The organism is Streptobacillus ratti, from assembly GCF_001891165.1.
GTDB classification, from domain to species: domain Bacteria; phylum Fusobacteriota; class Fusobacteriia; order Fusobacteriales; family Leptotrichiaceae; genus Streptobacillus; species Streptobacillus ratti.
On record NZ_LKKW01000028.1, the window covers coordinates 1 to 19,944 of the forward strand.

General features: G+C 26.1%; 14 protein-coding genes and 1 pseudogene. All 15 read right to left on the bottom strand.

The genetic code is table 11. The features are described 5' to 3' along the window. Positions 1-1,226, bottom strand: a pseudogene (locus BT993_RS05395) (autotransporter domain-containing protein); the annotation flags it as partial. 264 nt (positions 1,227-1,490) lie between these two features. Continuing rightward, entirely contained in the window at positions 1,491-2,411 is a 921-nt protein-coding gene (locus BT993_RS05400) for an ABC transporter permease (RefSeq protein WP_072593575.1), read from the bottom strand. An 11-nt stretch (positions 2,412-2,422) separates the two neighbouring features. Then, entirely contained in the window at positions 2,423-3,385 is a 963-nt protein-coding gene (gene opp4B / locus BT993_RS05405) for an oligopeptide ABC transporter permease (protein WP_072593576.1), read from the bottom strand. 2 nt (positions 3,386-3,387) lie between these two features. Then, entirely contained in the window at positions 3,388-4,335 is a 948-nt protein-coding gene (locus BT993_RS05410; RefSeq protein ID WP_072593577.1) for an ATP-binding cassette domain-containing protein, read from the bottom strand. After that, positions 4,335-5,351 (bottom strand): ABC transporter ATP-binding protein, encoded by a 1,017-nt coding sequence (locus BT993_RS05415; protein WP_072593578.1) that lies wholly within the window; start codon positions 5,349-5,351, stop codon positions 4,335-4,337. The genes BT993_RS05410 and BT993_RS05415 overlap by 1 nt, the downstream gene beginning before the upstream one ends. A 110-nt stretch (positions 5,352-5,461) precedes the next feature. Further along, a complete protein-coding gene (locus tag BT993_RS05420; protein ID WP_072593579.1) occupies positions 5,462-5,866 on the bottom strand; it encodes a Fur family transcriptional regulator in 405 nt (134 codons plus the stop codon). Positions 5,867-5,915: 49 nt separating this feature from the next. After that, on the bottom strand, positions 5,916-6,929 hold the full coding sequence (asnA, locus tag BT993_RS05425; RefSeq protein WP_072593580.1) for an aspartate--ammonia ligase: 1,014 nt from the start codon (positions 6,927-6,929) through the stop codon (positions 5,916-5,918). A gap of 3 nt (positions 6,930-6,932) precedes the next feature. Further along, positions 6,933-8,957, bottom strand: a complete 2,025-nt coding sequence (ligA, locus tag BT993_RS05430; protein ID WP_072593581.1) for an NAD-dependent DNA ligase LigA — start codon at positions 8,955-8,957, stop codon at positions 6,933-6,935. 7 nt (positions 8,958-8,964) lie between these two features. Beyond that, complete coding sequence (gene guaB, locus BT993_RS05435; protein WP_064605713.1) at positions 8,965-10,425, bottom strand: IMP dehydrogenase; 1,461 nt, start codon at positions 10,423-10,425, stop codon at positions 8,965-8,967. Between the two features lie 2 nt (positions 10,426-10,427). Continuing rightward, complete coding sequence (locus tag BT993_RS07515) at positions 10,428-12,041, bottom strand: uracil-DNA glycosylase family protein (protein ID WP_072593582.1); 1,614 nt, start codon at positions 12,039-12,041, stop codon at positions 10,428-10,430. Between the two features lie 14 nt (positions 12,042-12,055). Next, the gene (locus BT993_RS05445) at positions 12,056-13,924 is read right to left on the bottom strand and encodes a ribonuclease J (protein ID WP_064605717.1); all 1,869 of its coding nucleotides are present in this window, start codon (positions 13,922-13,924) and stop codon (positions 12,056-12,058) included. 12 nt (positions 13,925-13,936) lie between these two features. After that, the gene (gene mnmG, locus BT993_RS05450; RefSeq protein WP_064605719.1) at positions 13,937-15,844 is read right to left on the bottom strand and encodes a tRNA uridine-5-carboxymethylaminomethyl(34) synthesis enzyme MnmG; all 1,908 of its coding nucleotides are present in this window, start codon (positions 15,842-15,844) and stop codon (positions 13,937-13,939) included. Positions 15,845-15,852: 8 nt separating this feature from the next. Beyond that, entirely contained in the window at positions 15,853-16,506 is a 654-nt protein-coding gene (locus BT993_RS05455) for a potassium channel family protein (protein WP_072593583.1), read from the bottom strand. 7 nt (positions 16,507-16,513) lie between these two features. Then, positions 16,514-17,842 (bottom strand): TrkH family potassium uptake protein, encoded by a 1,329-nt coding sequence (locus BT993_RS05460; RefSeq protein ID WP_072593584.1) that lies wholly within the window; start codon positions 17,840-17,842, stop codon positions 16,514-16,516. Positions 17,843-17,896: 54 nt separating this feature from the next. Then, positions 17,897-19,696, bottom strand: coding sequence for a peptidylprolyl isomerase (locus BT993_RS05465; protein ID WP_072593585.1), 1,800 nt, complete (start codon positions 19,694-19,696; stop codon positions 17,897-17,899). Between the last annotated feature and the right edge of the window lie 248 nt (positions 19,697-19,944).

Sequence of the window (19,944 nt, forward strand, 5' to 3'; positions counted from 1 at the left end):
CAATTAGAGTTTTGTAGATTTATCTTTTCAAAGTCCTTAAATTTATTCTTATCTTTTACTTCTCCACTTCCTATTAGTCTTAATGTATCATTGTCTCCTATACTACTATCTAATGTTCCGGTTACATTGTCCATTGATTTTATTGTAACTATTGTTTCGTTAATATTTTTTCTATGTAATATTAAATTTCCCTCTAATGTTCCATTTTGTAAATTTACTATTAAAGGAGGGTATTTTTTTACTTCTTCATCATCAAGTGAACTAATTTCTCTTAAAATATTAACATTTCCTTTAATTCTACCATTATTTTCTATTAATCCAGTAAAACTATCAATATAAGACTCATCTTCCATTTCTATATTACCAAAATTTTTAAAATTTATATTATAGGTTAAATAAGTAAATCCAAGTGCTTTAATTATACCAGTTTTTGTATTTAAAAAGTTTAAATATCTATTTCTATATTTACTACTTTCATCGCTAACTAAATCTAAAACATAAATATCAATTGTAGAAGCATTTATTGTTCCAGAATTTATAAAATCTGCTCTTTTATCAGAATATATAATAATTTGTCTTTGAAAATTTTTATCATAATCTATTTTACCCTCATTCTTAAAGTTTAAATTTTGAAAAGATTTAAGTGTCATATTATTATTATACAATAACCCTTTTTTCCTATTTATGAAACTTATATCTTTAAGAGATGTACTATCTATCCCACTATTATATATTGTCCCCTCATTATCTAAAACGGATAATTCTTTAGAAAAACTCTCTAATAAAATATTTTTTAATATCGCATTTTTTGAATTTTTAATATATTGATATTTTGAACGCAATGTAATAGAATTATTATAGCCTATATTATTTGTATTTTCAATTTTCTTATTATTCACTATATACATTAAATTCATATCTTCTATAATTACACCATGATTATCTTTATCCCATTCAACAATTTCTTCATTAAATAAAAAATTAGCGTTATTTATAAGTTTTAAACTATTTTGTTTTTTACCTTTTTTTAAATCAATTTTAAGTTTTTTAGAAAGTGTAAAATCTTTATTTAATTCTGCACTTATATTCTCCTCATTTTCTATACGAACCTCATCTGGGTCTTTAAGTGTTTTATCATACTTAATTTCTTTTTCAATATCATGTATTTTTTTAATATCTTCATTTATTCTATCATCAATTGTTTCAGCATTAGCCAAAATCGACATAAAAAAAATGATACTCCTAACATACCAATTTTTACTCACAACTTTCTCCTTTTTTTCCTTTTTTAATAACTCTAAACATTATACCCCCCCCCCACGATATTTTGTCAATAGCTTTATGTGAAATTTTATTACAAATATTTAATTGATTTAAAAATATATGATATTATGTGCTTTTTTTACCTTAATTTCCATATTATGATATAGATTTTTTTAAATATAAAAAAAGACCTCTAATCTTTATTCAAGATAGAGGTACATTTTAAATTATCCTAATCTTTGTCTAGCATCACTAGCTCTCTTTAATGCTTCTCCTATATAGTTAATACATAACATTATTACTAATATTAATAATGATGCTGGCATCCATACCCACCATTTATCAGAAAGCACTTCTGGTGCTGTTGCATAACTTATTAAAATTCCTAAAGACGGAACTTGAGGTGGTAATCCATATCCTAAAAATGTTAATCCAGTTTCTATACCTAAATTACCTGCAAATCCTAAAGTTAATCCAACTATAATTAATGATGAAATATTAGGAAGTAATTCTCTAAATATTATTTTAATATCACTAGTTCCCATAGTTTTTGAGGCATTGATATAATCTCTTCTTACTTCTGATAATACCTTACCACGAATTAGTCTTGCATTTCCTGTCCAATAGAAAATAGACATTATCATTATAAACGTAACAACATTATATCTTGGCACTATAGTAACAAATACTATTATTATTAATGTAGTTGGTAAAATGCTTATAAAATCTATAATTCTCATTGAAAGATTTTCTATCCAACCACCATAATATGCAATAATTACTCCAACAACTATACCTATAAATGAAGTAATAATAGTAACTGAAAATCCTATTACTATAGAATTTCTAGCTCCAATAATCAACTGACCAAGTATACTACGTCCCCCATAGTCAGCTCCTAACCAATATCCCTCAAGTGGTGCTGCATATTTATCTAATAATCTAACTTTCATTACATCTTCTACATCTAGTAAAAATGTTGCTGAAAAGAATATTACTATAATTAATATTGATAATAAAGTTAGAGAAAATAGAGCAACTTTATCTTTTTGAAATTCTCTTTTAATTACGTTAAATCCTGAAGGTACTTCATTTTTTAAACTATCTTCCATAAATTCATCTTTTTCTAAATTTTCATTTGTATTCATTTTCTCCTCCTTTACTCTATTCTTATTCTCGGATCTACTATCATTAATAAAATATCAGATAATAATGACCCTAATAAACTTAAAAATCCATAGAATAATATTAATGTTGTAATAACAGAATAATCTCTTGATGATATTGAAGAAATAAATAATTGTCCCATACCAGGATAATTAAATATTGTTTCTATAAATATAGACCCTCCAAATAATCCTGTAATTGTATACCCTAAAAATGCTGCAATAGGTAAAACAGAGTTTCTAAAAATATGTCTTGAATAAACTACTGATTCTGGTACACCTTTTGCTTTTGCTGTTTTAACATAATCTAATGATTTAGAATCTATAATTTCACTTCTTAAATATCTAATTGTACTTGTAGTTGCAAGCAGTGCATATGTTATTGCTGGCAGTATCAAGTGATATATTTTATTAATTACATAATCTAAACTACCTGGAACATAACCTAAGTCAACTGAACCACCAGTTGGGAATATTCTTAATTTATATCCAAATATAAATACCATTAATAATGATAAAATAAATGTAGGCATTGCATAGCTTATAAAATTATAAATCGTAACAATTTTATCTAATTTTGAACCGTTATATCTTCCACTTAATATTCCTAATGGTAATGCTATAGAATACATTAATATAACAGATAATAATGATAAAAAGAATGTATTATATATTCTTTCACCTATAATTCTTGTAACTGGTAATTTATATGTATAACTTATACCAAAATTACCGTTAAAAGCTCTACTCATCCAATTAATATATTGAGTATATAAAGGGTCATATAATCCTGCTTCTCTTCTTAATTTTTCAATAGCTTCAGGTGGTGTTGTTGGTGAAATTAATCCAGTAAATGGATCACCAGGCATTAATTTAGCAACAATAAACACTATTAAACTTAAGATAAATAATTGAGGAATCATTGCTAAAACTCTTCTTAAAACCGTTTTCCACATACTTATTTACCTCCTTTATTTAAAGCTACATAATGTTCAGAAGAAGCATCTAATAATTGTAAATCAAATACTTTTCCTTTTTTATCATAATATACATTTTCTAGTTCTTTATATTCTTTATCAATCTTTATTCTAAAATCTCTTTTTTCATCTCTAACAAGAGGATTAACATCAGGTATAGCAGCTATTAATCTCTTAGTATAAATATGTTTTGGATCAGAGTAAATTATATTCTTATTTCCTGTTTCAACAAATCTTCCCTTATACATTATAGATATATGATCACACATATGTTTTACTACACCTAAATCATGTGATATGAAAATGTAGCTTAAACCTAAATATTTTTGTATTTTTTTCATATAATTTAAAACTTGTGCTTGAACAGATAAATCAAGTGCTGATACTGGTTCATCTGCAATTATTAATTTAGGGTTAGTTGCTATCGCTCTTGCAACTCCTAATCTTTGTCTTTGACCACCACTAAATTCATGTGGATATTTAACTATATTATCTTCTGTCATTCCTACTATTTCTAATAATTCAATTACTCTTTTTCTTTCTTGTTCTGGAGTAAAATTTTCAAAATTCTTTAATGGTTCTGATAATAAATCAATAACTCTCTTTTTAGGATTTAAAGACGACATAGAATCTTGGAATATCATTTGTACATTTTTTCTATACATTGATCTTCTTTTAACTCTATTTAAGTTTATTTCTTCTCCCTCGTAAAATAATTTACCCTCAGTAATTTTTTCTAACCCAATAATTGATTTACCTATAGTTGACTTTCCAGAACCTGATTCACCTACTAATCCATAAGTTTTTCCTTTTTCTATTTCCATGCTAACACCATCAACGGCTCTAACATAATCTTTAATAGTATTGAAAAACCCTCCTCTGATTGGATAATGAACCTTAAGTCCCTCTAATTTTATTAATTTGTTCACTACTTCTCACCTTCTTTTGCAAAATAGAAGTTTTTATAACAAGTACATCTAACAAAATGTCCTTTTTCAACTTCATGTAAAGTTGGCATATCTTCATGCTCATCATTATTAATCCAAGGTATTCTATGTCTAAATCTACACCCTTGTCTTGGTAGATTTTTTAAAGATGGAACTGTACCATGTATTACATGTAAATCATCTTCTGAATTTGAATCCATTTGTGGTATTGAACTAAGTAATGATTTAGTATATGGATGTTGTGGATTTTTAAATAAATCATATACTGTAGCTATTTCAACTATCTCTCCTGCATACATTACAGCTACTCTATCAGCCATTTCTGCTACAACTCCTAAATCATGTGTTATTAATATAATACCTGCACCAATCTCAGATTGTAATTCACGAAGTAAATCTAATATTTGAGCTTGTATAGTAACATCAAGTGCAGTTGTTGGTTCATCTGCAATTAAAATATCAGGTTTACATGAAAGTGCTATAGCAATTATTATTCTTTGTCTCATACCCCCTGATAATTCATGAGGAAATTGCTTCATAACTCTTTCTGGATTACTAATTCCAACTTTTGCGATTAATTCCTTTACTCTATTTTTTCTTTCTTCTGGTGTTAAAGTTGTATGATATTTTAATCCTTCTTCTATCTGATCTCCTATTTTCATCAATGGATTTAATGCAGATAAAGGATCTTGGAATATCATTCCAATCTTTGCTCCTCTTATATTATTAAAATCTTTTTCTGTAAAATCAACTAAATTGCTTCCTTCAAAATTAATTTCTCCAGAAACTTTTGTATATATAGGGTTATGTAATCCCATTATTGATGTTGCAAGTGTTGATTTACCACATCCTGATTCACCAACTATGGCTAATACTTCATTTTTTTTCAAATCAAAACTAACGCCATCAACAGCATTATAATATGAATCTTTTATACGAAAACTTGTAATTAAATCTTTTACTTCTAATAGTATTTCATCTTGTTGTTTATCTCCCATATTTATCTACTCCTTTCACTTTTATATTAATAACTTAGTTTATATTTTACTACATTTTTAAATTTTTTTCCATATATTAACTATATAAATTATATATACAACTATATATTTTATTTATCTTTGCAATTTTCACATAAACCTTTAATATAAAACATTACTTCATCTATGGAAATATTACCTAATTTTTCTAAATCTTTTTTATAATAATCTATTTTAAAATCAATCATTTTATTACATTTTAAACACTTAAAATGTCCATGTGGATAATTTTCTACATCATATCTTATTTCATTTCCCTCTATTACAATAGCATTTGCAATCTTATTTTCTACAAAAAGATTTAAAGTATTATATACTGTTGTTTTTGACAATGTAGGTAATTCTGGCAATAAATCTTTATATATTTTATCCGCAGTTGGGTGTACATGATTTGAATTAAGATAATCAAATATTTTAATTCTATGTATCGAGGGTTTAATTCCTTTTTCTTTCAAATATTTTTCTATTTTTTGCATCTCTACCGCCTTACTTTATTATTTTACATTACCTCAAACTTTTCTTTTATTATAGTAAATTTATTCCATTTTTTAAACATTCTTCTTCTATTTCTTTAGTCCATATAGATGCTTGAACTTCTCCTATATGTGCTTTTTGTAATAAAAACATACAAATTCTTGATTGACCTAGTCCTCCACCTATTGTTAAAGGTAATTGATTATTTAATAACATTCTATGGTAATCTAAATTTTCTTTATCTTGATTACCTGAAAGTTTTAATTGTTTTTTTAATGTTTCCTTATCTACTCTAATTCCCATAGATGATAATTCAAAGGCAGATTTTAAAATATCATTCCATACTAATATATCTCCATTTAATTCCCAATCATCGTAATCTGGAGCTCTTCCATCATGTTTTTCTCCACTATTTAATGTCTTTCCTATTTGCATTAAAAATACTGCCTTATGTTTTTTAGTAATTTCATTTTCTCTTTCTTTTGAACTTAAATTTGGATACATATCTTCAAGTTCTTGAGAAGTTAAGAAATAAATATCATTAGGAAGTAATTGTTTTAAATCATGATATTTCATATTAACATATGATTCTGTAGCTAAAAATACTTTATAAATCTTAGTTACTACTTCTTTTAAAAATTCTATTCCTCTATCTCTAGTTTCTTTTGAAATAACTAACTCCCAATCCCATTGGTCTACATATATAGAATGAGTATTATCTAAATCTTCATCACGTCTAATAGCATTCATATCTGTATAGATACCATAATTTTCCTTAATTCCATATCTTTTTAAAGCCATTCTTTTCCATTTTGCAAGAGAATGTATAATTTCTATTGTATTATTTGGTTCTTCTTTCATATCAAATGATACTGGTCTTTCAATTCCACTTAAATCATCATTTAATCCTGTAGATTTTACGACAAATAAAGGAGCAGAAATTCTTGTTAAATTTAGGGCATCTGCTAAACCTCTTTCAAAAAAATCTTTTATTTCTTTAATTGCAATCTCTGTTTGCATAATATCTAAACTAGTTTTATATCCATTTGGTATTAATAAATTCATGTATCAACCTTTCAATTCACTTAATTTTAAAAATTCTTCTTCTGTTATAACTTTAATCCCTAATTTTTCTGCTTTTTCTAATTTGGAACCAGCTTTTTCTCCTATTATTAAATAATCTAAATTTTTACTTACACTTGATAAATAAATACCACCGTTTTTCTCAATAATCTCTTTAATTTCTTCACGTTTGTAATTTATAAATTTACCAGTAGCTAAAAACTTTTTATTAGTTATAAAATTATTATTTAATATTTGTTCTTTTTCAAAACTTAGGTTAAAGCCTATATTTTTAATTTCATTTATTAAAGATATATTTTCACTATCCTTAAAATAACTATATATAGATGAACTTACTTTATCTCCTATGCCCTCTATTAATACAAGTTCCTCTAAATTAGCATTAATAATATTTTCTATATTACCAAAATGTGATACAACTAATTTTGATGTAGTTTTACCAACATATTCTATACCTAAAGAATAAAATAGTTTATCAAAACTTATATGTTTAGCCTCTTCTATATTATTTAAAAGTTTTTCAATACTTTTAGCTCCCATTTTATCTAATTTTATTAATTCTTCTTTATAGTTTTCAAGTTTAAATATATCTGTAACAGATTTAATGTATCCTAAATCTACAAATCTATCAACTATTCTATTTCCTAAACCTTGAATGTTTAAAGCATCTCTACTTACAAAATATTCAATCTTTCTTTTTAATTTTTCTATACAATTAGGATTTTTACATTTAAGTGCTACTTGTCCTTCTTCCTTAATTACAACACTATTACAACTAGGACAGTTTTTTATAACTTCAATGTCTTTTTCAACACCAGTTCTTTTTTCTACTAATACCTTTACTACTTGTGGTATAATTTCAGCAGCCTTTTCAACTATTACAGTATCTCCAATTTTTAATCCTAACCTTTTTATTTCATCAATATTATGTAAAGATGCACGTCTTAAAACAGAACCAGATATATGTACTGGCTCTAATTCAGCAACAGGTGTAATTACCCCTGTTCTACCTACTTGAAAACTTATATCTAACATTTTGGTTTCTTTTTGTTCAGCCTTAAACTTATATGCAATTGCCCATCTTGGAGATTTTGCAGTATAACCTAGTAAATTATGTAAATAATATTCATTTACCTTAATTACTAAGCCATCTGTTTCATACTCTAATTTTTTTCTATTATTATCCCAATATTGAATTTCTTTTTCTAAATCTTCAATTTTACTACATTTAACAAATACTCCTGTAGTTTTAAATCCAAGTTTTTTAATATATTCTATAGACTCTAATTGTGTATTTAAACCATATTTTTCAGAATCAACTAAATAGTATAAATAACAATCAAGATTTCTATCTTTAACTATAGAATAATCAAGTTGTCTAATAGTTCCAGAAGCTACATTTCTTGGATTAGCAAAAACTGTTTCTCCATTTTCTTCTCTTTCCCTATTAATTCTTTCAAACTCTTTAAGAGGTAAAACTATTTCTCCTCTTACTTCTAAATCAATTTCATCTTTTAATATTTTAGGAATACTTGATATTTGTATTACATTTTCAGTAACATCTTCTCCTACACTACCATCTCCACGAGTAATTGCTTGTATTAATCTACCTTTTTCATAAATTAAACTAATACTCAATCCATCTAGTTTTAATTCTAAAATGTACTCAACATTACTACCAACTTCTTTTTTCACCCTCTGATCAAAAGCTTTTAAATCTTCCATAGAATATGTATTAGCAAGACTTAACATAGATTTTTTATGTCTTACCTTTTTGAATTTATCACTAGATTTTCCCCCTATAATTTCTGTTGGGGAATTTTCTAGTTTTAATTCAGGAAATTCTTTTTCTAACAATTCTACTTTTTTTAATAATTCATCATATTCTTGATCTGAAATCAAACTTTCATCTAGGTTATAGTAATGATGATTGAATATTTGTATATCTTTTATTAATTTTTCATATTCTTTCTTTTTTTCTTCTTTGTTATCGAGATTAAAAAGTAACATATTTCTCCTATTTAATTCCACTATAATTTGGTGCTTCTTTTGTTACTATAACATCATGTGGATGTGATTCTTTTAATCCTGCATTAGTAATTCTAACAAATTTCCCATTAATTTTTAATTCTTCTATAGTAGGTGTTCCACAATATCCCATACCTGAACGTAATCCTCCACATAATTGGAATAAAACATCTTTTAATTTACCTTTTAAAGGAACCATAGATTCTATTCCCTCAGGTACTAATTTATCAGTAGCAGATTCAAGTTGGAAATATCTATCCTTACTTCCTCTTTTCATAGCTATTAATGAACCCATACCTACATAACTCTTATATGCTCTACCATTATATAGTATTTCTTCTCCTGGTGATTCATGTGTTCCAGCAAGTAATCCACCTAACATTACACAATCAGCTCCTGCTGCTATAGCCTTAACTATATCTCCAGAAAGTTTTATTCCACCATCTGCAATTACTCCTATTCCTTTTTCATTACAATATTCTGCAACTTCCATTACAGCAGATAATTGTGGCATACCAACACCTGATACAACACGAGTTGTACAAATAGAACCTGGACCTACTCCAACTTTTACAGCATCTACTCCAGCTTCTACTAAATCTATTGCTGCTTGTTTTGTAACTATATTTCCACCTATTAAATTTAAATTTGGAAATTCTCTTCTAATTTCTTTTATTTTTTCAATTACACCTCTTGAATGCCCATGAGCAGAATCAACAGTAATTACATCTACTCCTGCATCTACTAAAGCCTTAACTCTTCTTAGAGTATCTGCTCCTATTCCTACTGCTGCACCAACTCTTAATCTTCCTTTTTCATCTTTACAAGCATTAGGATAATTTGCAACATTATCTATATCTTTAATAGTAATTAATCCTTTTAATTTACCATTTTCAACTATAGGTAATTTTTCTATTCTATGTTCTAATAAGATTTGTTTAGCCTCTTCAAAAGTTGTTCCAACTTTAGCTGTAATTAAATTTTCTTTTGTCATAACATCTACAACTTTAGCACTTAAGTCTTCTCTATATTTTAAATCTCTATTTGTTATTATTCCTAATAATTCATTTTCACTATTTATAACTGGCAATCCAGATATCTTATATTTTTTCATTATATCATAAGCTTCTTGTAAATCAGAACCAATATTTAAAGTAATAGGATTTGTTATCATACCACTTTCAAATATTTTAACTTTACCTACTTCATCAGCTTGTCTTTCTATAGTCATATTTTTATGAATAAATCCTATTCCACCTTCTCTTGCTATAGCTATTGCAAGTTCTGCCTCAGTAACTGTATCCATTGCCGCACTAATAATTGGTACATTCAATGATAATCTTTTAGTTAATTTAGTTTTCAATTCTACCTCACTTGGTATTACATTTGAACTTTGAGGTACTAATAACACATCGTCAAAAGTTAATCCCTCTAATAAAATTTTATTCATTTTTACTCTCCCAACCAATTTATATATTTTTTAGTTTTTTCAAAAGATTTACCTAACATAAAGTCATTCTGATTTTTTAAATTTCCACAAATAGCAGGATGATTATGTTTAATTATTTCTCCATTTAAAATATGTTTTTCCATAATAGCTGCATCATTTCCCCATAAAAGATATGTTATATTAATATTCTTTTTACTAATATATTCAACTAAATCATTAATTATACTCTCCCAGAATTTATGATGAGCCCCTGCTTTATCAACAATTGTAGTCAACGAAGAATTTAACAATAATACACCTTGTTTTTGCCAATTTTCAAATATCATATTAGGAACTAAAATATTAAATTCTTTTTTTAATATCTTATTTCTTATTTCTGATATATCAGCCATATTACCTGTATATGTTTTATATATTAACTTCAAAATATTTTTTAATGATGTATTTACTTTTTCATCCATCCAACTTTCACTATTTACTTCAAAGGCAAGTCCAGTTGCCACACCTTTTTGAAAATATGGATCTTTACCCATAATACATACCTTTATATCAGAAATATTTTGGTTAAATGCCTTAAATATTTTTTCAGAACTAGGGGTATATTCTATATTATCTGCTTCTAAATTATCTATAAATCCTTTAATTTTAACTACCCTATCTATATTAAAAAATTCTTTATAGCTTTCATGTATATTATATTTTTGCATAAAATCATTTACTATATTATCAAATGCACTTTCATTATTTATTATATCAAATACTTTCATTCTATTATTAAATGATAAAATATATATTTTTGAATTAAAGATTTTTATTTTCTTTATTTCATCTTGAAAAATCTTAACTTTATTAACTACATTTAACTCTAAATCTGTAACTATTAATTCTCCATTAATATTACCAAAATAGTAAAAGTTTTTATCATTTTCTATATACGTTATCTTATAATTTGACAACTTAAATGAATATTTAATTTGTGATTCTAATATATCCCATACTTCAATATATCCCTCATCCGTTGAAGATAAATAATTAAGACCAACAATTTTAGAATAAATATGGTTTGTAGTTGAAGTAATTTCAAATATTTTTTTCAAATGTTGTAAAGAAAATAGTAAAACATTAACAGTGCTTTCATACATTTTTCTATGTTTTATCAATATATTTTCATCACTTATATATACTTTAAATCTTCCCTCTCCTAATTCAGTTAACGGAAATACCTTAAGGTTTTCTAAATTCATGTCATTTATATACAAAATTCCATTTGAAATATATGCTAACTTTCCTGTTTTACTTACTATTATATTTTCAACATTATTTAGAGGCAAAGTTATTTCTTCTACAATTTTTTTTCTTTTTCCATCTACTTTATACACCTTATCATTAGAACATATTACATAAAAATCATTGCTTTGAAAAAGTTGATTTTCATATTTAATAAATCTAATACTTAAAGATTCTTTCATTTTACCTTTTATACTTTTTATTTTTTTCATATTATTTAAAAAGTTTAAAGAATCTCCAGTTGTAATCAATGTATGATTTAATGGATCTAGTGCAAAATCTGATATACTAAAATTAAAATTAAAACTATCTTTTAATATAAGTTCCATGATTATTACCTCTTCTATACTCTAACTACTGTAACTATAACTGTTGGTACTTTACCTATATTATCATTAAAGAAACTATTTAAAGTATTTGTTATTGCTGTCTTTATTTTCTCTATATCTTGTTCTTGTTTTTGTTCTAAAAATGCAAGTTTTGATTTAACAACTTCTTTCATACTTTCAGTGATTTGTGATGTAATATCATCTTTTTTATATAAAAATCCTTTACTAAATATTATCGGATCTCCTATGAATTTTAATTCAGAATTTTGAGCTACAGATATAGCTAAAACTCCATTATCAGCTAATATTTGTCTTTCTTTTAGTATATGTTCTCTTACATTACCTACACTATCTCCATAAATATATACTGCACCACTTGGTACTTTGCCTACTACCTTAAAACTATTAGGTGTCAATTCAAGCTTAAACCCATTTTCTGCAAGTATAATATTTTCTTCTGACATACCTACTTCCATAGCAAGTTCTTTATGTTTTTTAAGCATTACATATTCTCCATGAACTGGCATGAAATACTTAGGTTTAATTAAATTTATCATTAGTTTTTGTTCTTCTTGACAACCATGTCCTGAAACATGTATTCCCATAACCTTTTCAAATATTACAGAAGCCTCTTTTTTAAGTAACTGATTAATATTCTTATAAGCTGCTTTTTCATTACCGGGTATAGGTGAACCTGAAATAATTACTCTATCATTTGCTCTAAGAGATATTGATTTATGAGTACCATTTGCTATTCTTGAAAGAACAGATAATGGCTCTCCTTGAGTTCCTGTACATATTATCATAACCTTATTCTCTGGCATTTTTTCAGCTTGTTCTAAAGTAATTATCATATTTTTTGGTATTTTTAAATATCCAAGTTTTGAACATATTTCAAATATCTTAAGCATACTTCTACCGTCTATAGCTACTTTTCTACCATATTTTTGTGCTATAAGTATAATTTGTTGTATTCTATGTACATGTGAGGCAAATGATGCAAGTATTACTCTACCTGTAGCCTTAGAAACTTCTGCATCTATACTTCTTCCTACTGTTGATTCAGACGGAGTTGAACCAGGAACTTGAGCATTAGTACTATCAGATAATAATAAATCTACTCCCTCTTCTCCTATACTTGCAAGTCTTCCAAAATCAAATTTTTCATCATTAACAGGAGTTAAATCAACTTTAAAATCTCCTGTATGTAATATAGTACTTGTAGGTGTTTTAACTCTAATTGCATAACAATCAGGAATTGAATGTGTTACACTTACAAATTCAATAGTAAAATATTTTCCAATTTTAACTTCATTTCTATTAGATATATATACACATTTTGGTTTTTTTACAGTAACTTTTTCAAATTTAGCTAATGCTAATTCTAAACTTAATTTTCCACCATACATAGGTATACCAGAACCTAATTTTTGATAAAAATAAGGTACAGCACCTATATGATCTTCATGTCCATGAGTAATTAGTAATGCTTTAACTTTAGATAAGTTTGATGATAAATATTCAAAACTAGGTATAATTAAATCTACTCCTAAATGTTCATCTTCTGGAAAAGTTAATCCAGCATCAATAACTATCATCTCATCTCTATACTGAATTACCGTCATGTTCTTACCAATTTCCTCTATACCCCCTAGCGGAATTATATATGTCTTATCAGTAGTTATATCACCATTTTCCTCTACTACCTTTATTTTTGGTTCTCTTTTTCTATTTCTTTCAACTTTTTTTACTAAAGGTTTTTCTTTAGTTACAACTTTTTCTTTAGTTGCGATTTTTTCTTCTTCAAATAATTGCTTAACAGCCTTTATTTTATCGCCTATTTCCTTTTTCTTTCTCGAAAAAGTTTTTTCATTTTTCTCCATTTATTCCCCTTTCTATAGTTTAATTTTTCCATCCAAATACATTAATAATACAGATATATCAGCAGGTGTTACTCCTGCAATACGTGATGCTTGTCCAACTGTATGAGGTTTTCTCTCATTTAATTTTTGTTTAGCTTCTCCAGTTATTCCTTTAATTTCTAAAAAGTTTAATTCAGACGGTATTATTTTTTCTTCTAATTTTCTTTGTTTTTCTATCATTGCATTTGCTTTATCAATATATCCCTCATATTTAATTTGTACTTCAATTTGATACTCTGTTTCTTCATCAAAATGTATATTTTCCATTTCTATATCTTCAGATATATATTTAATATCATCATATGTAAAACTAGGTCTACGTAATAATTCTTTTAATGTTGTTCCACTTTTCAAAGTTTCATTATTTTTTTCTAAAACTTCAACTAATTTTTTATTACTTACTCCAAGTTTAGTATTCTCAAGTATTTTTATAGCTTTTTCTACATTATTAAGTTTTTCTAAAACTTTAGAATATGTTTCATCATCAACTAAACCAATTTTATGAGCTATATGTGATAATCTTAAATCAGCATTATCTTCTCTAAGTATTAACCTATATTCAGATCTTGCAGTAAACATTCTATATGGTTCTTCAATTTCCTTAGTAATTAAATCATCTATTAATGTTGCAATATATGAATTATTTCTTTCAAGTAATAATGGTTCTTCTCCTTTAATTGCTAAGCTTGCATTTATACCTGCAATTAATCCTTGAACGGCTGCTTCTTCATATCCACTAGTACCATTTATTTGACCAGCTAGATATAGCCCTCTAACTTTTTTAGTTTCAAGTGTATATTCAAGTTCATTAGGATTTACAAAATCATATTCTACTGCATATCCATATCTCATAATTCTTGCATTTTCAAGTCCCTCAATCTGTCTTACCATTTTTTGTTGTAAATCAGCTGGATATGATGTAGATAATCCTGAAATATATACTTCATTTGTATCAAATCCCTCTGGTTCTAAGAATAAATGATGAGAGTCTTTATCATTAAATTTAACAACTTTATCTTCAATAGATGGACAATATCTTGGACCAACAGAATCTTTTATTGTACCATTAAACAAAGGAGATCTATTTAAATTATCTCTAATTATTTGATGTAGATTTAAGTTTGTTCTTGTAATGTAGCATGAAAGTTGCTTAGTATTTTTAATAACTTCATCTGATGTAGAATTTGAAAATTTAATAACCTTAGAAGTTTCTCCTGGTTGTTCTTCTAATACATCAAAATTAATTGTTCTAGCATCTATTCTAGGTGAAGTTCCTGTTTTAAATCTTCTAATATTTAATCCCATATCAATTAAAGAACTTGTTAAATCTTTAGCTGATAATTCACCCATTCTTCCACCTTCAATTATTTTATCTCCAACATAAAGAAGTCCATTTAAAAAAGTTCCAGAACATATTATTACACTTTTTGCTAAAAATTCTAATCCATTTTTAGTTTTTATACCTCTAACTACAAAATCTTTAACACTGTCTTTTTCATATATTAATTCTGTAACTATATCTTGAATAACATCAAGATTTTCTTGATTTTCAACTATTTTTTTCATATTTCTAGCATAGATTTTTCTATCAGCTTGTGATCTTAAAGATCTTACTGCTGGTCCTTTTTTAGTATTTAATATTCTAATTTGAACAAAAGATTTATCTATAGTTTTTGACATTTGCCCACCTAAAGCATCTAATTCTTTAACTAAATGAGATTTAGCTGGACCACCTAAAGATGGATTACAAGACATAACTCCTATATTATCTAAAGTAATTGTGAACATAGCTGTTTTTAGTCCAAGTCTAGCACTTGCTAGTGCAGATTCTATACCTGCATGTCCTGCACCTATAACTAACACATCGTATTTATTATCCATATTCTCCCCTATTTTATTATTTTATCTATCATCTCTGTTTTAAGCAATAGTATTAAAGTTTCTTCTTTTTTTAATACATCATTAGGATCTGGTGTAACATTCATAGCTCCATTTTCATATTTAACTGCTATAACGTTAGCCTCATATTTAGTTCTTAAATCAAGGTCTTTTAAAGTTTTACCAACAAATTCCTCTGGCATAATTAACTCAAATACTGAATATTCTTCAGAGAATCTAAAATGCTCTACTACTGTAGGTCTAAGAGATGCAAGAGCAATTTTTTCTCCCATAGATTCTTCTGGGTAAACAACCATATCTGCACCTATTTTTTTAAGCACCTTACCTTGAGTATGTGAAACTGCCTTGCATATTATTTTCTTTATACCAAGTTCTTTTAAATGTAAAGTAACCAATATACTTGATTGTATATTACTTCCTATACAAACAAAGGCAACTTCAAAATCATCTTTTATTACATTTTTTAAAGTTGTTTCTTCTGTTGCATCTAAAATTATCGCTTCATCTACTATTTCTTCATCTAATGCTTGTCTAACTAATTCTTCTGATGAATCAAGAGCTAATACTGTATTTCCACTTTTATACAAAGTTTTTGCTACTGATTTTCCAAATTCTCCTAATCCAATTACTAAAAAATTTTTCATAATTCTCCTAACCAATTAATATATTTCCCTCTGGATACACATATTTACCTTTTTCTGCACTTCTTGATAATGCTAATACTGCTGTTAATAATCCAACTCTACCTAAAAACATTGTAATTATTATTAATATTTTAGAATATACTGTAAGTGATGATGTAATTCCCATACTTAACCCAACAGTTCCCATTGCAGAAATTAATTCAAATAAAACCTTAACTATATCTTTATCACTTTCAAAAAGACTCATTAATAAGAAGATTACAAATAAATATGACAATGCTATAAACAACAATGCTACTGCCTTATTAAATGCCTTAAATGAAATTCTTCTTCTTGAAAACACAATTTCTTCCCTACTTTTAAGAGAAGCCTTTATACCTAAAAATATTATTCCAACTGTATTTGTTTTTATTCCACCACCTGTTGACCCAGAAGATGCTCCAATAAACATTAATATACATGAAATTAATACTGTAGGTATTCTTAAATCACTTAAATTTACTGTATTAAATCCAGCAGTTCTTAAACTTACAGATTGGAAAAAACTAGCTAATATTTTCTTTAAAACTGACATTTCTCCTATACTACTACTATTAGTATATTCAAAAATTAAAAATAGGAACATTCCTATGAATAATAAAGAAACTGTAATATATAGAGAAAATTTAGTATTAATAGTAAGTCTTCTCCCTCTTCCTTGAATATATTCATATATATCTATAATAGCTGCAAACCCTACTCCCCCTGTGAATATTAAAAAAGCAATGATAATATTTACATAAACATTATCAACAAAACTTTCTAAATTATTTGAATACAACGAAAAACCTGCATTACAAAATGCAGAAATAGAATGAAAAATCGAATAAAAAATAGCTTTACCCACACTATATTTTTTCAAAAAATCTGATAAAAGAAAAATCGCACCTAATAGTTCTATCCCAAATACAACCATAGCTACTTTCTTAATGTATAAATAAATATCAAATTTATCCTCAAAATTTAAATCTTCCTTTACAATTTTTTTTGTATAATATCCAATTTTTTTTGATACTAATAATACTATTAAAGATGAAAAAGTAAGTATACCAAGTCCACCTAATTGTATTAATATTAATATTATAACATTACCAAATGCACTAAATGTTTTACTTACATCTAATACAGTTAATCCCGTTACTGTTACAGCAGAAGTAGCAGTAAATAAGGCTTCAAAAAATGAAATTTCAACTCCATTTTGTAAGCTAATACTTAATGTTAATATACTTGCTCCAATAACTATTATAGAGATAAATGAAATTAATATCAAAATATATGGTGATGTTTTTTTTTCCATTTTACACTCCATTTTTTAATAAGGACAATCTAAAGAAGATTGTCCTTATTCATATTATATTTCTAACAAATGTTTTGTTACATACTCAGTTGCTGAAATAAAGTTTAATTTTTCTTTTACTTCATCATAGCTAACTTTTTTATACGGTATATCTTCTGTTTTTTGAATAATTACAAATGAATCTTCTAATGAAATTTCTATAAAATCTCCTACTTTTGCAGTAAATAATTTAGAATTTACAGTTTTATCATAACCAACTACAGGTAACTTATCATTTTCTTTAACTTTAGAAAAATGATCTTTTATACCATATTCATTGTATTTCCCTGTACTATCACTTGCTATATTTTCCCATGTTAATTTATTACTTGTTATTAATTCTTTAATTTCTAATACCTTATTTTTAGTTTCTTCTTTAGTTTTTTCTCCAGCTTCAACTTTTATTAAGATATGTTTTAAAGTTGCAATATCTTTATTATCTTTATCTTTTTCTTCAACTAAAATAATATGATATCCAAATTGTGTTTTAATTGGTCCAACTATACTTCCAGGTTCAGCTTTAGCAACAGCAGATTTAAATTCAGGAACAAAATTATTAATATTTGATTTTCCTAAATCTCCACCATTATTTGCACTTCCAGGATCTTGTGATAATTCTTTAGCTTTATCAGCAAAATTTTCTTTAGTTATATCTTTCATTAATTCCATAACCTTATTTTCTGTTTCTTTTGCATCATCATCACTAGGTATATATGCCTTACCAATTATTTCACCACTTACTGTGTGTTGAATGTCAAATGCACCTTGATATTTATTAAATATAGCTCTCATTTCTTCTTCACTTGCAACATATGAACCTATTAATTTAGATACATATTCTTCTGCAATATATTCTAATTGATATTTAGGTAATAAGTCTTTATTTAATGTTAATCCTGATTCAATAGCCTTATCTCTAATTCTAATCTTCTTATCTAAATCTGATTCAATTAATCCTTTTATCATTTCTTGGAAATCTTCTGTATATCCATTACCTTGTTTGAAAAATAGATTAACAACTTGAGATAATACATCCATATATGTAAACTTGTATTCTTCTTTTTCAAAAAATACTTCTTTTAATTTATTTACAACTGGTTCTATAGTTTTATCACTTATAGAAATTTTAGCATTATTCCATTTATTTTCCATTAATGATTTTTCATATATTTTTGCTTTTTCATTTAAAATCTCATCTTTAACTTCATCTTTCACTTCAGCAAATGATTTATCTTCATATTCTGAGAATTTTTTTTGATTAAATCTATCTTCTATTTCAGAATCAGTAATAGAAATTTTTTGTTTAATAATCTCTAATTTTTTATCATTTAATAAATACATTTTAATTGTTTCTCTTAAATTTTCTACAGTTTGACCCTGTGCATTTAATGCAGTAACTAGAGCTTTACTTCCACCTAATTCTTCTTCTAATTCTTTAAATTTTTGTTCTATTTCTTTTTTAGATACTCTAGCACCTAATTCATTTGTTAGAACTTTATTTAATGTTTCATACACTTGACCAGCTAAAACATAACCTTTTACTAATTCATCTGGCAGTGCTTGATATTTTTCTTTATCTAAATTTTTAGCTTTAATTATTTGTTCATTTAAGCTTTCTATTTGTTTTGAAAAATTATCATATTTCTTATCAAAATCTTCCTTATATATCTTTTCTCCATCTATTTTTAACATAACAGTTTTTTTCTCTATATTAGAAAAATATGTGTAAGCAGACATAAATACTGGAATTAGCATAGCAATTGCTATAAAGACCGTAATTATCTTCATTGGTCTTCCCATTTTTTTTAATGCCATTTGTGTTCCTCCTATTTAATTATATTATATGTAATTATATCATACTTTATCAGTTAAATTCAAGCATTCTAAGTAAAAACCAATTATTTTTACATTTTTTATATGATAGGGGGATATATTTTTATATAACAAAGAAAGATAATTTTTTCACAATAATAGTTATGTGTATAAAAAAAGACTACAACTCTGTTGTAGTCTTTAAATATATAATTACCAAGAATAATTAATGCCAAGACCAGCCTTACCAA